General features: G+C 46.5%; 9 protein-coding genes and 1 pseudogene. 9 read left to right on the top strand and 1 reads right to left on the bottom strand.

Going from position 1 to position 14,963, the window contains the following annotated elements:
* Positions 1 to 123: 123 nt before the first annotated feature.
* Entirely contained in the window at positions 124 to 1,806 is a 1,683-nt protein-coding gene (locus G434_RS21750; RefSeq protein ID WP_001306050.1) for a sulfatase-like hydrolase/transferase, read from the top strand.
* Between the two features lie 51 nt (positions 1,807 to 1,857).
* Complete coding sequence (locus G434_RS21755; RefSeq protein ID WP_001299007.1) at positions 1,858 to 3,015, top strand: anaerobic sulfatase maturase; 1,158 nt, start codon at positions 1,858 to 1,860, stop codon at positions 3,013 to 3,015.
* Here the strand turns inward: G434_RS21755 and G434_RS29590 are convergent.
* Positions 2,981 to 3,103 (bottom strand): hypothetical protein, encoded by a 123-nt coding sequence (locus G434_RS29590; RefSeq protein WP_122134692.1) that lies wholly within the window; start codon positions 3,101 to 3,103, stop codon positions 2,981 to 2,983. The genes G434_RS21755 and G434_RS29590 overlap by 35 nt on opposite strands.
* A gap of 87 nt (positions 3,104 to 3,190) precedes the next feature.
* On the opposite strand from G434_RS29590, the gene G434_RS21760 reads away from it, so the two are divergent.
* From G434_RS21760 to dosC, 7 genes and pseudogenes are all read left to right on the top strand, one after another.
* The gene (locus tag G434_RS21760; RefSeq protein ID WP_073970534.1) at positions 3,191 to 4,159 is read left to right on the top strand and encodes an IS5 family transposase; all 969 of its coding nucleotides are present in this window, start codon (positions 3,191 to 3,193) and stop codon (positions 4,157 to 4,159) included.
* Between the two features lie 56 nt (positions 4,160 to 4,215).
* Positions 4,216 to 5,445, top strand: a pseudogene (locus G434_RS21765) (TonB-dependent receptor); the annotation flags it as partial.
* A gap of 56 nt (positions 5,446 to 5,501) precedes the next feature.
* Entirely contained in the window at positions 5,502 to 8,285 is a 2,784-nt protein-coding gene (locus G434_RS21770) for a M16 family metallopeptidase (protein ID WP_001376860.1), read from the top strand.
* 362 nt (positions 8,286 to 8,647) lie between these two features.
* Positions 8,648 to 10,048 (top strand): glutamate decarboxylase, encoded by a 1,401-nt coding sequence (locus G434_RS21775; protein WP_001532368.1) that lies wholly within the window; start codon positions 8,648 to 8,650, stop codon positions 10,046 to 10,048.
* Positions 10,049 to 10,203: 155 nt separating this feature from the next.
* Positions 10,204 to 11,739, top strand: coding sequence for an acid resistance gamma-aminobutyrate antiporter GadC (gadC, locus tag G434_RS21780; protein WP_000246013.1), 1,536 nt, complete (start codon positions 10,204 to 10,206; stop codon positions 11,737 to 11,739).
* Positions 11,740 to 11,869: 130 nt separating this feature from the next.
* Positions 11,870 to 13,189, top strand: coding sequence for a family 10 glycosylhydrolase (locus tag G434_RS21785; RefSeq protein WP_000350363.1), 1,320 nt, complete (start codon positions 11,870 to 11,872; stop codon positions 13,187 to 13,189).
* Positions 13,190 to 13,564: 375 nt separating this feature from the next.
* A complete protein-coding gene (dosC, locus tag G434_RS21790) occupies positions 13,565 to 14,947 on the top strand; it encodes a diguanylate cyclase DosC (RefSeq protein WP_000426278.1) in 1,383 nt (460 codons plus the stop codon).
* Positions 14,948 to 14,963: the final 16 nt, after the last annotated feature.

The following is a 14,963-nucleotide window of genomic DNA, read 5'->3' as shown; positions in this document are numbered from 1 at the left end:
ACTGTTATTTCCCTTTTTTTAGCTAAATCTGCTATCTCTTTATGTGACTAACTTCACTTACATTCACTTATTTCTCTTCGTAAAATTACTTTGGAATTAAGTACAATAAGAAGAGGAACATTTATGAAGTCTGCATTAAAGAAAAGTGTCGTAAGTACCTCGATATCTTTGATACTGGCATCTGGTATGGCTGCATTTGCTGCTCATGCGGCAGATGATGTAAAGCTGAAAGCAACCAAAACAAACGTTGCTTTCTCAGACTTTACGCCGACTGAATACAGTACCAAAGGAAAGCCAAATATTATCGTACTGACCATGGATGATCTTGGTTATGGACAACTTCCTTTTGATAAGGAATCTTTTGACCCAAAAACAATGGAAAATCGTGAAGTTGTCGATACCTACAAAATAGGGATAGATAAAGCCATTGAAGCTGCGCAAAAATCAACGCCGACGCTCCTTTCATTAATGGATGAAGGCGTACGTTTTACTAACGGCTATGTGGCGCACGGTGTTTCCGGCCCCTCCCGCGCCGCAATAATGACCGGTCGAGCGCCCGCCCGCTTTGGTGTCTATTCCAATACCGATGCTCAGGATGGTATTCCGCTAACAGAAACTTTCTTGCCTGAATTATTCCAGAATCATGGTTATTACACTGCAGCAGTAGGTAAATGGCACTTGTCAAAAATCAGTAATGTGCCAGTACCGGAAGATAAACAAACGCGTGACTATCATGACAACTTCACCACATTTTCTGCGGAAGAATGGCAACCTCAAAACCGTGGCTTTGATTACTTTATGGGATTCCACGCTGCAGGAACGGCATATTACAACTCCCCTTCACTGTTCAAAAATCGTGAACGCGTCCCCGCAAAAGGTTATATCAGCGATCAGTTAACCGATGAGGCAATTGGCGTTGTTGATCGTGCCAAAACACTTGACCAGCCTTTTATGCTTTACCTGGCTTATAATGCTCCGCACCTGCCAAATGATAATCCTGCACCGGAGCAATATCAGAAGCAATTTAATACCGGTAGTCAAACAGCAGATAACTACTACGCTTCCGTTTATTCTGTTGATCAGGGTGTAAAACGCATTCTCGAACAACTGAAGAAAAACGGACAGTATGACAATACTATTATTCTCTTTACCTCCGATAATGGTGCGGTTATCGATGGTCCTCTGCCGCTGAACGGGGCGCAAAAAGGCTATAAGAGTCAGACTTATCCTGGCGGTACTCACACCCCAATGTTTATGTGGTGGAAAGGAAAACTTCAACCAGGTAATTATGACAAGCTGATTTCCGCAATGGATTTCTACCCGACAGCTCTTGATGCAGCCGATATCAGCATTCCAAAAGACCTTAAGCTGGATGGCGTTTCCTTGCTGCCGTGGTTGCAAGATAAGAAACAAGGCGAGCCACATAAAAATCTGACCTGGATAACCTCTTATTCTCACTGGTTTGACGAGGAAAATATTCCATTCTGGGATAATTACCACAAATTTGTCCGCCATCAGTCAGACGATTACCCGCATAACCCCAATACCGAGGACTTAAGCCAATTCTCTTATACGGTGAGAAATAACGATTATTCGCTTGTCTATACAGTAGAAAACAATCAGTTAGGTCTATACAAACTGACGGATCTACAGCAAAAAGATAACCTTGCCGCCGCCAATCCACAGGTCGTTAAAGAGATGCAAGGCGTGGTAAGAGAGTTTATCGACAGCAGCCAGCCACCGCTTAGCGAGGTAAATCAGGAGAAGTTTAACAATATCAAGAAAGCACTAAGCGAAGCGAAATAACTAAACCTTCATGCGGCGGATTTTTCCGCCGCCTTATTGAGCGAGATAGCGATGCACGTTACAGCCAAGCCCTCCAGTTTTCAATGTAATCTCAAATGTGATTACTGTTTTTACCTTGAAAAAGAGTCGCAGTTTACTCATGAAAAATGGATGGATGACAGCACTCTGAAAGAGTTCATCAAACAATATATCGCAGCGTCTGGCAATCAGGTCTATTTTACGTGGCAAGGCGGTGAACCCACTCTGGCTGGTCTGGATTTTTTCCGTAAAGTTATTCACTATCAACAACGCTATGCAGGCCAAAAACGTATTTTTAATGCATTACAAACGAATGGCATTTTATTGAATAATGAATGGTGTGCCTTTCTCAAAGAACATGAGTTTCTGGTTGGTATCTCGATCGATGGACCCCAGGAGCTACATGACCGTTACAGACGCAGTAATTCTGGTAACGGTACTTTTGCAAAAGTGATAGCAGCCATCGAGCGTCTGAAATCATATCAAGTAGAGTTTAATACGTTAACCGTCATTAATAACGTTAATGTCCATTACCCTCTTGAGGTTTATCATTTTTTAAAATCTATCGGCAGTAAACATATGCAATTTATCGAATTGCTCGAAACCGGGACGCCGAATATTGATTTCAGTGGTCATAGTGAGAACACATTCCGTATCATTGATTTTTCTGTGCCTCCTACGGCTTATGGCAAGTTTATGTCGACCATTTTTATGCAATGGGTTAAAAACGATGTGGGTGAAATTTTCATCCGTCAGTTTGAAAGTTTTGTCAGCCGTTTTTTGGGGAATGGGCATACCAGTTGTATTTTCCAGGAGTCCTGCAAGGATAATCTGGTTGTTGAAAGTAATGGAGACATTTACGAATGCGACCATTTTGTCTATCCACAGTACAAAATTGGAAACATTAATAAATCTGAACTTAAAACGATGAACAGTGTACAACTGACAGCGCAAAAAAAACGGATTTCAGCGAAATGTCAGCAATGTGCATATAAACCTATCTGCAATGGCGGTTGCCCTAAGCATCGTATTACTAAAGTAAACAATGAGACTGTTTCCTATTTTTGCGAAGGTTATAAAATCCTTTTTTCAACCATGGTACCTTATATGAACGCCATGGTGGAGTTAGCCAAGAACAGAGTACCGCTTTACCACATTATGGATGTTGCAAAACAAATGGAGAATAATTAATAACGCTCCTTCTTTGCTCCAGTCTTAGCCTCCGTCTTATGACCTTAACAAAGCACCCGACATAAATTCCTGTTGGGTGTTTCGTCATCATCATCTTCCCTTGCGAAAATTCTGGCTTACGTGGCATGCGTCAGGGCATTAGCGGCTTTGTTGAATAAATCGAACTTTTGCTGAGTTGAAGGATCAGATCACGCATCTTCCCGACAACGCAGACCGTTCCGTGGCAAAGCAAAAGTTCAAAATCACCAACTGGCCCACCTACAATAAAGCCCTCATCAACCGTGGCTCCATAACTTTCTGGCTGGATGATGAAGCTATTCAGGCCTGGTATGAGTCGGCAACGCCTTCATCACGGGGAAGACCTCAGCGCTATTCTGATCTCGCCATCACCACCGTTCTGGTCATTAAACGCGTGTTCAGGTTGACCCTGCGGGCTGCACAGGGTTTTATTGATTCCATTTTTACACTGATGAATGTTCCGTTGCGCTGCCCGGATTACACCAGTGTCAGCAAGCGCGCAAAGTCGGTTAATGTCAGTTTCAAAACGTTCACCCGAGGTGAAATCGCGCATCTGGTGATTGATTCCACCGGGCTGAAGGTCTTTGGTGAAGGCGAATGGAAAGTCAAAAAACACGGCAAAGAACGCCGTCGTATATGGCGAAAGTTGCATCTGGCAGTTGACAGCAAAACACATGAAATCATCTGTGCAGACCTGTCGCTGAACAATGTGACGGACTCAGAAGCCTTCCCGGGTCTTATCCGGCAGACTCACAGAAAAATCAGGGCAGCATCGGCAGACGGCGCTTACGACACCCGGCTCTGTCACGATGAACTGCGGCGTAAGAAAATCAGCGCGCTTATCCCGCCCCGAAAAGGCGCGGGTTACTGGCCCGGTGAATATGCAGACCGTAACCGTGCTGTTGCGAATCAGCGGCTGACCGGGAGTAATGCGCGGTGGAAATGGACAACAGATTATAACCGTCGCTCGATAGCGGAAACGGCGATGTACCGGGTAAAACAGCTGTTCGGAGGTTCACTGACACTGCGTGACTACGATGGTCAGGTTGCAGAGGCTATGGCCCTGGTACGAGCGCTGAACAAAATGACGAAAGCAGGTATGCCTGAAAGCGTGCGTATTGCCTGAAAACACAACCCGCTACGGGGGAGACTTACCCGAAATCTGATTTATTCAACAAAGCCAATTACACCTTCAAAACACGCCTGGACTGGCAAAAATTCGCCGTGGGTAATGTTTCGCATCAACCCTACTTCGGCGCGGAATACATCTATTCCGATGCTTGGACTGAACGCCATAACCAGTCTGAATCCTATGTGATTAATGCTGCAGGAAAGAAAACTAACCATACCATTTACCATAAAGGTAAAGGCAGTCTGGGAATTGACAACTACACGCTGTATATGGCGGATCGCATTAGCTGGCGGAATGTGTCGTTAATGCCCGGTGTGCGGTATGACTATGACAACTATCTGTCAAACCACAATATCTCCCCGCGATTTATGACGGAATGGGATATTTTTGCTGATCAAACCTCAATGATTACCGCAGGTTATAACCGTTACTATGGCGGGAATATTCTTGATATGGGATTACGTGATATCCGCAATAGCTGGACGGAATCGGTATCAGGCAATAAAACCCTGACGCGTTATCAGGATTTGAAAACGCCTTATAACGATGAACTGGCAATGGGGTTGCAGCAGAAAATCGGTAAGAACGTTATTGCGCGTGCAAACTATGTTTATCGTGAAGCGCATGATCAAATCAGTAAAAGCAGTCGTACCGACAGCGCGACTAAAACCACCATTACTGAATATAACAACGACGGCAAAACCAAAACGCATTCGTTCAACCTCAGTTTTGAACTGGCCGAACCCCTGCATATCAGCCAGGTAGATATTAACCCGCAAATTGTCTTTAGCTATATCAAGAGCAAGGGCAACTTGTCGTTAAACAATGGTTATGAGGAGAGCAATACCGGTGATAACCGGGTGGTTTATAACGGTAATCTGGTCTCTTACGATAGCGTTCCAGTGGCGGATTTTAATAATCCACTAAAGATCTCCTTAAACATGGATTTCACGCATCAACCGAGCGGGTTGGTGTGGGCGAATACGCTGACCTGGCAAGAAGCGCGTAAAGCTCGCATTATCCTGGGTAAGACGAATGCGCAATACATCAGCGAATATTCAGATTACAAGCAGTATGTTGACGAAAAACTGGATAGCAGCCTGACCTGGGACACCCGCTTGTCCTGGACGCCACAATTTCTGAAACAACAAAACCTGACGATCAGTGCCGATATTCTCAATGTACTGGATAGCAAAACCGCGGTTGATACAACGAATACCGGTGTGGCGACCTACGCCAGTGGCCGTACTTTCTGGCTTGATGTCAGCATGAAATTTTAATAGTTCGGATTTTACTTAACCGGGTAAATTTGCCCGGTTTTCGCATGGAGATAATTATGAGAAACCTCTGTTTCTTACTGACGTTAGTGGCAACTCTGTTGCTCCCCGGGCGACTGATTGCCGCCGCCTTACCGCAGGATGAAAAGTTAATTACCGGGCAACTGGACAATGGCTTGCGATATATGATTTATCCGCATGCTCAACCAAAGGATCAGGTAAATTTATGGCTGCAAATTCATACCGGTTCATTGCAGGAAGAGGACAATGAGCGCGGCGTGGCTCATTTTGTAGAACATATGATGTTTAACGGCACAAAAACATGGCCGGGTAATAAAGTCATCGAAACATTTGAGTCAATGGGCCTGCGTTTTGGTCGCGATGTTAATGCCTATACCAGCTATGACGAAACGGTGTATCAGGTGAGTTTGCCGACTACGCAGAAACAAAATCTGCAACAAGTGATGGCAATCTTCAGTGAATGGAGTAATGCCGCAACCTTTGAAAAACTCGAAGTAGACGCTGAACGTGGCGTAATTACTGAGGAATGGCGTGCCCATCAGGATGCGAAATGGCGCACCTCTCAGGCGCGCCGCCCTTTCCTGCTGGCTAATACCCGTAATTTAGACCGTGAACCTATCGGCCTGATGGATACTGTCGCTACGGTCACACCGGCACAATTGCGCCAATTTTATCAACGCTGGTATCAACCAAATAATATGACCTTTATCGTGGTCGGCGATATCGACAGTAAAGAAGCGCTGGCGCTGATAAAGGACAATTTAAGTAAGCTTCCGGCTAACAAAGCAGCTGAAAATCGCGTCTGGCCGACAAAAGCCGAAAACCACCTGCGCTTTAATATCATTAAGGATAAAGAAAACCGGGTGAACGGCATCGCACTCTATTATCGCCTGCCAATGGTGCAAGTGAGCGATGAGCAAAGCTTTATCGAACAAGCTGAATGGAGCATGTTGGTTCAGCTGTTCAATCAGCGTCTGCAGGAACGCATACAGTCGGGCGAGTTGAAGACTATTTCTGGCGGCACTGCGCGCAGCGTTAAAATTGCACCCGATTATCAGTCGCTGTTTTTCCGTGTAAATGCACGAGACGATAATATGCAGGATGCTGCGAATGCATTAATGGCAGAGTTGGCAACTATTGATCAGCATGGTTTTTCTGCTGAAGAACTCGATGATGTCAAATCTACCCGCCTCACCTGGCTGAAAAATGCGGTTGATCAGCAAGCTGAACGTGATTTACGTATGCTGACCAGTCGCCTGGCATCCAGCTCATTAAATAATACGCCGTTCTTGTCGCCGGAAGAGACATATCAACTTTCGAAACGTCTGTGGCAGCAAATTACCGTGCAAAGTCTGGCGGAAAAATGGCAGCAGTTAAGAAAGAACCAGGATGCATTTTGGGAGCAAATGGTAAACAATGAGGTTGCTGCCAAAAAAGCATTGTCTCCTGCGGCTATCCTGGCGCTGGAAAAAGAGTACGCCAACAAAAAGCTGGCGGCTTACATCTTCCCAGGCAGAAATTTATCGTTAACAGTAGACGCTGACCCACAGGCGGAAATTAGCAGCAAAGAAACGCTGGCTGAGAATCTGACATCATTAACACTTTCCAATGGTGCCAGGGTTATTCTGGCAAAATCCGCGGGTGAAGAGCAAAAGCTACAAATTACTGCCGTATCGAATAAAGGCGATTTAAGTTTCCCTGCGCAGCAAAAATCACTTATCGCGCTGGCAAATAAAGCAGTAAGCGGAAGCGGCGTTGGTGAACTCTCCTCTTCCAGCCTGAAACGCTGGAGTGCGGAAAACTCGGTAACCATGAGCAGTAAAGTCAGTGGCATGAATACGTTGCTCTCCGTTAGCGCGCGGGCTAATAACCCTGAACCTGGTTTTCAGTTGATTAACCAGCGAATCACCCACAGCACGATTAACGATAATATTTGGGCATCGCTACAAAATGCTCAAATTCAGGCGTTGAAAACACTCGACCAGCGTCCAGCGGAGAAATTCGCCCAGCAGATGTATGAGACGCGCTATGCTGATGACCGCACGAAATTACTGCAAGAAAATCAGATTGCACAGTTTACTGCCGCAGATGCGCTGGCTGCCGATCGCAAGTTGTTTTCATCTCCAGCGGATATCACGTTTGTCATTGTCGGTAATGTCGCAGAAGACAAACTCGTGGCGTTAATTACGCGTTACTTAGGATCAATCAAACACTCTGATTCGCCATTAGCCGCAGGTAAACCATTAACTCGCGCGACGGACAACGCATCGGTTACTGTAAAAGAACAAAATGAACCTGTGGCACAGGTTTCACAGTGGAAGCGTTATGATTCCCGGACACCGGTTAATCTGGCGATGCGTATGGCGCTCGATGCTTTTAACGTCGCACTGGCAAAAGATCTACGCATTAATATTCGTGAACAGGCCTCTGGGGCATACAGCGTTTCTTCTCGCCTCTCGGTTGATCCTCAGGCCAAAGATATCAGTCATTTGCTGGCTTTTACTTGTCAACCGGAACGACATGATGAACTGTTAACGTTAGCGAATGAAGTGATGGTTAAGCGTCTGGCTAAAGGGATCAGTGAGCAAGAACTGAACGAATACCAGCAAAACGTTCAGCGCAGCCTCGATATCCAACAGCGTAGCGTTCAACAATTAGCGAACACCATTGTAAATAGTCTTATTCAATATGACGATCCTGCAGCATGGACTGAGCAGGAGCAATTGTTGAAACAAATGACGGTAGAGAATGTTAACACTGCCGTTAAACAATATCTTTCTCATCCGGTGAATACCTATACCGGAGTATTATTGCCAAAATAATAACAGCCCCGTCAACACCTCGTTGGCGGGGGATTTTAGCAATATTCGCTATTTTTATGTAATAATTTTATAAATGCGTTCAAAATAATAACCAAGTACTAATAGTGATATTTTAAGGACTGATTTTTACGTGATAATTCAGGAGGCGTAGAAAGCGCATAAAAATAACAACATAAAACACTTTACCACCACCAAAAAATTCTCTATTGCATTGTTTTTTAATGAAAAAACATTATTCTCGTAATATTTCACGATAAATAACATTAGGATTTTGTTATTTAAACCCGAGTCCTTTGCACTTGCTTACTTTATCGATAAATCCTACTTTTTTAATGCGATCCAATCATTTTAAGGAGTTTAAAATGGATAAGAAGCAAGTAACGGATTTAAGGTCGGAACTACTCGATTCACGTTTTGGTGCGAAGTCTATTTCCACTATCGCAGAATCAAAACGATTTCCGCTGCACGAAATGCGCGATGATGTCGCATTCCAGATTATCAATGACGAATTATATCTTGATGGCAACGCTCGTCAGAACCTGGCCACTTTCTGCCAGACCTGGGACGACGAAAATGTCCATAAGTTGATGGATTTATCCATTAACAAAAACTGGATCGACAAAGAAGAATATCCGCAATCTGCAGCCATCGACCTGCGTTGCGTAAACATGGTTGCCGATCTGTGGCATGCGCCTGCGCCGAAAAATGGTCAGGCCGTTGGCACCAACACCATTGGTTCTTCCGAGGCCTGTATGCTCGGCGGGATGGCGATGAAATGGCGTTGGCGCAAGCGTATGGAAGCTGCAGGCAAACCGACCAACAAACCAAACCTGGTGTGCGGTCCGGTGCAAATCTGCTGGCATAAATTCGCCCGCTACTGGGATGTGGAGCTGCGTGAGATCCCTATGCGCCCCGGTCAGTTGTTTATGGACCCGAAACGCATGATTGAAGCCTGCGACGAAAACACCATCGGTGTGGTGCCGACTTTTGGCGTGACCTACACCGGTAACTATGAGTTCCCGCAGCCGCTGCACGATGCGCTGGATAAATTCCAGGCCGACACCGGTATCGACATCGACATGCACATCGACGCTGCCAGCGGTGGCTTCCTGGCACCGTTCGTTGCCCCGGATATCGTCTGGGACTTCCGCCTGCCGCGTGTGAAATCGATCAGTGCTTCAGGCCATAAATTCGGTCTGGCTCCGCTGGGCTGCGGCTGGGTTATCTGGCGTGATGAAGAAGCGCTGCCGCAGGAACTGGTGTTCAACGTTGACTACCTCGGTGGTCAGATTGGGACTTTCGCCATCAACTTCTCCCGCCCGGCGGGTCAGGTAATTGCACAGTACTATGAATTCCTGCGCCTCGGTCGTGAAGGCTATACCAAAGTACAGAATGCTTCCTACCAGGTCGCTGCCTATCTGGCGGATGAAATCGCCAAACTGGGGCCGTATGAGTTCATCTGTACCGGTCGCCCGGACGAAGGCATCCCGGCGGTTTGCTTCAAACTGAAAGAGGGTGAAGATCCGGGATACACCCTGTACGACCTCTCTGAACGTCTGCGTCTGCGCGGCTGGCAGGTTCCGGCCTTCACTCTCGGCGGTGAAGCCACCGACATCGTGGTGATGCGCATTATGTGTCGTCGCGGCTTCGAAATGGACTTTGCTGAACTGTTGCTGGAAGACTACAAAGCCTCCCTGAAATATCTCAGCGATCACCCGAAACTGCAGGGTATTGCCCAGCAGAACAGCTTTAAACATACCTGATAACGTTTAACGGTAACGGTGTCCCGAAACGAACCCGTTTCGGGACAATTTCCAAAGTCTGTTCACTGGCATTAGCAACGGAAAATATTGTTCTGAATACGCTTCAGAACAAAACAGGTGCGGTTCCGACAGGAATACCGTTTTAGGGGGATAATATGGCTACATCAGTACAGACAGGTAAAGCTAAGCAGCTCACATTACTCGGATTCTTTGCCATAACGGCATCGATGGTAATGGCTGTTTATGAATACCCTACCTTCGCAACATCGGGCTTTTCATTAGTCTTCTTCCTGCTATTAGGCGGGATTTTATGGTTTATTCCCGTGGGACTTTGTGCTGCGGAAATGGCCACCGTCGACGGCTGGGAAGAAGGTGGTGTCTTCGCCTGGGTATCAAATACTCTGGGGCCGAGGTGGGGATTTGCAGCGATCTCATTTGGCTATCTGCAAATCGCCATTGGTTTTATTCCGATGCTCTATTTCGTGTTAGGGGCACTCTCCTACATCCTGAAATGGCCAGCGCTGAATGAAGACCCTATTACCAAAACTATTGCAGCACTCATCATTCTTTGGGCGCTGGCATTAACGCAGTTTGGTGGCACGAAATACACGGCGCGAATTGCTAAAGTTGGCTTCTTCGCCGGTATCCTGTTACCTGCATTTATTTTGATCGCATTAGCGGCTATTTATCTGCACTCCGGTGCCCCCGTTGCTATCGAAATGGATGCGAAGACCTTCTTCCCTGACTTCTCTAAAGTGGGCACCCTGGTTGTATTTGTTGCCTTCATTTTGAGTTATATGGGCGTTGAAGCTTCCGCAACCCACGTCAATGAAATGAGCAATCCAGGGCGCGACTATCCACTGGCTATGTTACTGCTGATGGTGGCGGCAATCTGCTTAAGCTCTGTTGGCGGTTTGTCTATTGCGATGGTCATTCCGGGTAATGAAATCAACCTCTCCGCAGGTGTAATGCAAACCTTTACCGTTCTGATGTCCCATGTGGCACCGGAAATTGAGTGGACGGTTCGCGTGATCTCCGCACTGCTGTTGCTGGGTGTTCTGGCGGAAATCGCCTCCTGGATTGTTGGTCCTTCTCGCGGGATGTATGTCACAGCGCAGAAAAACCTGCTGCCAGCGGCATTCGCTAAAATGAACAAAAATGGCGTACCGGTAACGCTGGTCATTTCGCAGCTGGTGATTACTTCTATCGCGTTGATCATCCTCACCAATACCGGTGGCGGTAACAACATGTCCTTCCTGATCGCACTGGCGCTGACGGTGGTGATTTATCTGTGTGCTTATTTCATGCTGTTTATTGGCTACATTGTGTTGGTTCTTAAACATCCTGACTTAAAACGCACATTTAATATCCCTGGTGGTAAAGGGGTGAAACTGGTCGTGGCTGTTGTCGGTCTGCTGACTTCAATTATGGCGTTTATTGTTTCCTTCCTGCCGCCGGATAACATCCAGGGTGACTCTACCGATATGTATGTTGAATTACTGGTCGTTAGTTTCCTGGTGGTACTTGCCCTGCCCTTTATTCTCTATGCTGTTCATGATCGTAAAGGCAAAGCGAATACTGGCGTCACTCTGGAGCCAATCAACAGTAAGAACGCACCAAAAGGTCACTTCTTCCTGCACCCGCGTGCACGTTCACCACACTATATTGTGATGAATGACAAGAAACACTAACCATGTCTGAATGGTTATAAGATAAGGGAGCGATAATTCATCGCTCCCTTTTTCGTGCTTGCTGTCGTATTGACTTAACCGGGATAAGTACGAGAATGAGCGCACATCTGTTTACCGGAAACCAGCACATATGGATATCTGCTCCCGAAACGAGAAATTAGCGATTAGAAGACCAGCGATACTGGTTGCACTGGCACTTTTACTGTGTAGTTGTAAAAGCACGCCTCCAGAGTCCATGGTGACACCACCAGCGGGTTCAAAGCCACCAGCCACGACGCAACAATCGTCACAACCGATGCGTGGCATCTGGCTGGCCACGGTGTCTCGCCTCGACTGGCCACCGGTTTCCTCGGTTAACATTAGTAACACCACCAGCCGGGCCCGTGTACAACAACAGGCGATGATCGACAAACTGGATCATCTGCAACGTCTCGGCATAAACACGGTCTTTTTCCAGGTCAAGCCAGACGGTACCGCCCTGTGGCCATCGAAAATTTTGCCGTGGTCCGATCTTATGACCGGTAAGATTGGTGAAAATCCGGGTTACGATCCGCTGCAATTCATGCTCGACGAAGCCCACAAGCGTGGGATGAAAGTACACGCATGGTTTAACCCCTATCGCGTATCGGTTAATACGAAGCCCGGTACTATCAGGGAACTGAATAGCACTCTGGCTCAACAACCAGCGAGCGTCTATGTGCAACACCGCGACTGGATCAGAACGTCCGGCGATCGCTTTGTCCTCGACCCGGGCATCCCTGAAGTTCAGGACTGGATCACATCAATAGTCGCGGAAGTGGTTTCCCGCTATCCGGTAGATGGCGTGCAGTTTGACGACTATTTCTATACTGAGTCACCGGGTTCACGGCTAAATGATAACGAAACGTACCGCAAATACGGAGGCGCATTTGCGTCAAAAGCAGACTGGCGGCGCAACAATACTCAGCAGTTAATTGCGAAGGTATCGCACACCATTAAAAGCATTAAGCCGGAAGTCGAATTTGGCGTTAGCCCGGCAGGCGTGTGGCGTAACCGATCACACGATCCGCTCGGTTCCGATACCCGAGGCGCGGCAGCCTATGACGAATCCTACGCTGACACCCGTCGATGGGTGGAACAAGGATTGCTGGATTACATTGCTCCCCAAATTTACTGGCCGTTCTCACGGAGTGCCGCACGTTATGACGTTTTGGCAAAATGGTGGGCGGATGTCGTTAAACCGACCAGGACCCGCCTGTATATCGGTATCGCCTTCTATAAAGTGGGTGAACCTTCAAAGATAGAGCCAGACTGGATGATTAACGGCGGCGTGCCGGAACTGAAAAAGCAGCTCGATCTTAACGATGCCGTGCCAGAAATTAGCGGCACAATCTTGTTCCGTGAGGACTATCTGAATAAGCCACAGACTCAACAAGCGGTCAGCTATCTGCAAAGTCGTTGGGGCAGTTAAACTCCCATTCTTACTTTGTAACAAGCCGGTGCTTTCCCCCCGGCTTGTTACCCTCTTGAAATATCCCACTAGTAATCATGCTTACTTAAGTCAAATTAACTACGCAATTAACCACACTTAGTTAAACAGTCATAAATCCCCTAGTAAAAATGTATGAATATGAAAAAACATACGATATTCGCTGTCACCGAAAAATAATTACGATGGGCTATACTCTTCTGAAGAACAGTAGCGTAGATTGAAACTGTCCTAAGTCGCTTATTTGTTTTCAGTATATCTTCATATTTCAGGAGAATATGGTGCAGTTAGTCGACCTCGCACGTTGCGTTTCGTTTTGATTCCGTCTGCTTTCCCAGCCTTATAAGGGTGTGAATTATGGAGATGTATTTTAAAAGAATGAAAGATGAGTGGACCGGGCTTGTCGAACAAGCAGATCCGCTCATTCGTGCTAAAGCCGCGGAAATTGCCGTTGCGCATGCCCATTATCTGAGTATTGAGTTTTACCGAATTGTCCGTATCGACCCGCATGCCGAAGAATTCTTGAGTAATGAACAAGTTGAGCGGCAGTTGAAAAGTGCGATGGAACGCTGGATTATTAACGTGCTTTCTGCCCAGGTTGACGATGTCGAAAGGCTAATACAAATCCAGCATACCGTCGCGGAAGTGCATGCCCGCATAGGAATTCCGGTAGAAATTGTCGAGATGGGGTTTCGGGTGCTGAAAAAAATCCTCTATCCAGTCATCTTCTCTTCGGATTATTCCGCCGCAGAAAAACTTCAGGTCTACCATTTCTCTATTAACAGTATTGATATCGCTATGGAAGTGATGACCCGCGCGTTTACCTTTAGTGACAGTAGTGCCTCAAAGGAAGATGAAAACTATCGTATCTTCTCGTTACTGGAAAATGCCGAAGAAGAAAAAGAGCGGCAAATAGCCTCATTACTTTCATGGGAAATAGATATTATCTATAAAGTCCTGCTGGATTCTGATTTAGGCAGTAGTTTGCCTTTAAGCCAGGCTGATTTTGGCCTGTGGTTTAACCATAAAGGTCGACATTATTTTAGCGGCATAGCCGAAGTGGGCCATATCTCCCGTCTGATTCAGGATTTCGACGGTATTTTCAATCAAACCATGCGTAACACCAGGAATTTGAATAACAGAAGTTTACGGGTAAAATTTTTATTACAGATAAGAAATACCGTATCGCAAATTATTACCTTGCTGCGTGAATTGTTTGAAGAAGTATCGCGCCACGAAGTCGGTATGGATGTACTGACGAAATTACTTAACCGCCGTTTCCTGCCGACGATCTTCAAACGCGAAATTGCCCATGCCAACCGGACCGGTACACCGCTGTCAGTGCTGATTATTGACGTTGATAAATTCAAAGAGATTAACGATACGTGGGGTCATAACACTGGCGATGAAATTCTGCGTAAAATCTCTCAGGCCTTTTATGACAACGTCCGCAGTAGTGATTATGTTTTCCGCTACGGGGGCGATGAATTTATCATTGTTTTGACTGAAGCTTCGGAAAACGAAACGTTACGTACCGCAGAACGTATTCGCAGTCGGGTGGAGAAAACCAAACTGAAAGCCGCAAACGGCGAAGATATTGCCCTCTCACTTTCCATCGGTGCCGCCATGTTTAATGGTCATCCTGACTATGAGCGCCTCATTCAAATAGCCGATGAAGCTCTGTATATCGCCAAAAGACGAGGTAGAAACCGTGTTGAACTCTGGAAAGCCAGTCTTTAGATGCGCCAGGATGCAG

It is taken from the genome of Escherichia sp. KTE172, assembly GCF_000408845.1.
GTDB classification, from domain to species: Bacteria; Pseudomonadota; Gammaproteobacteria; order Enterobacterales; family Enterobacteriaceae; genus Escherichia; species Escherichia coli.
This window is presented reverse-complemented; position numbering and strand designations above follow the sequence as displayed.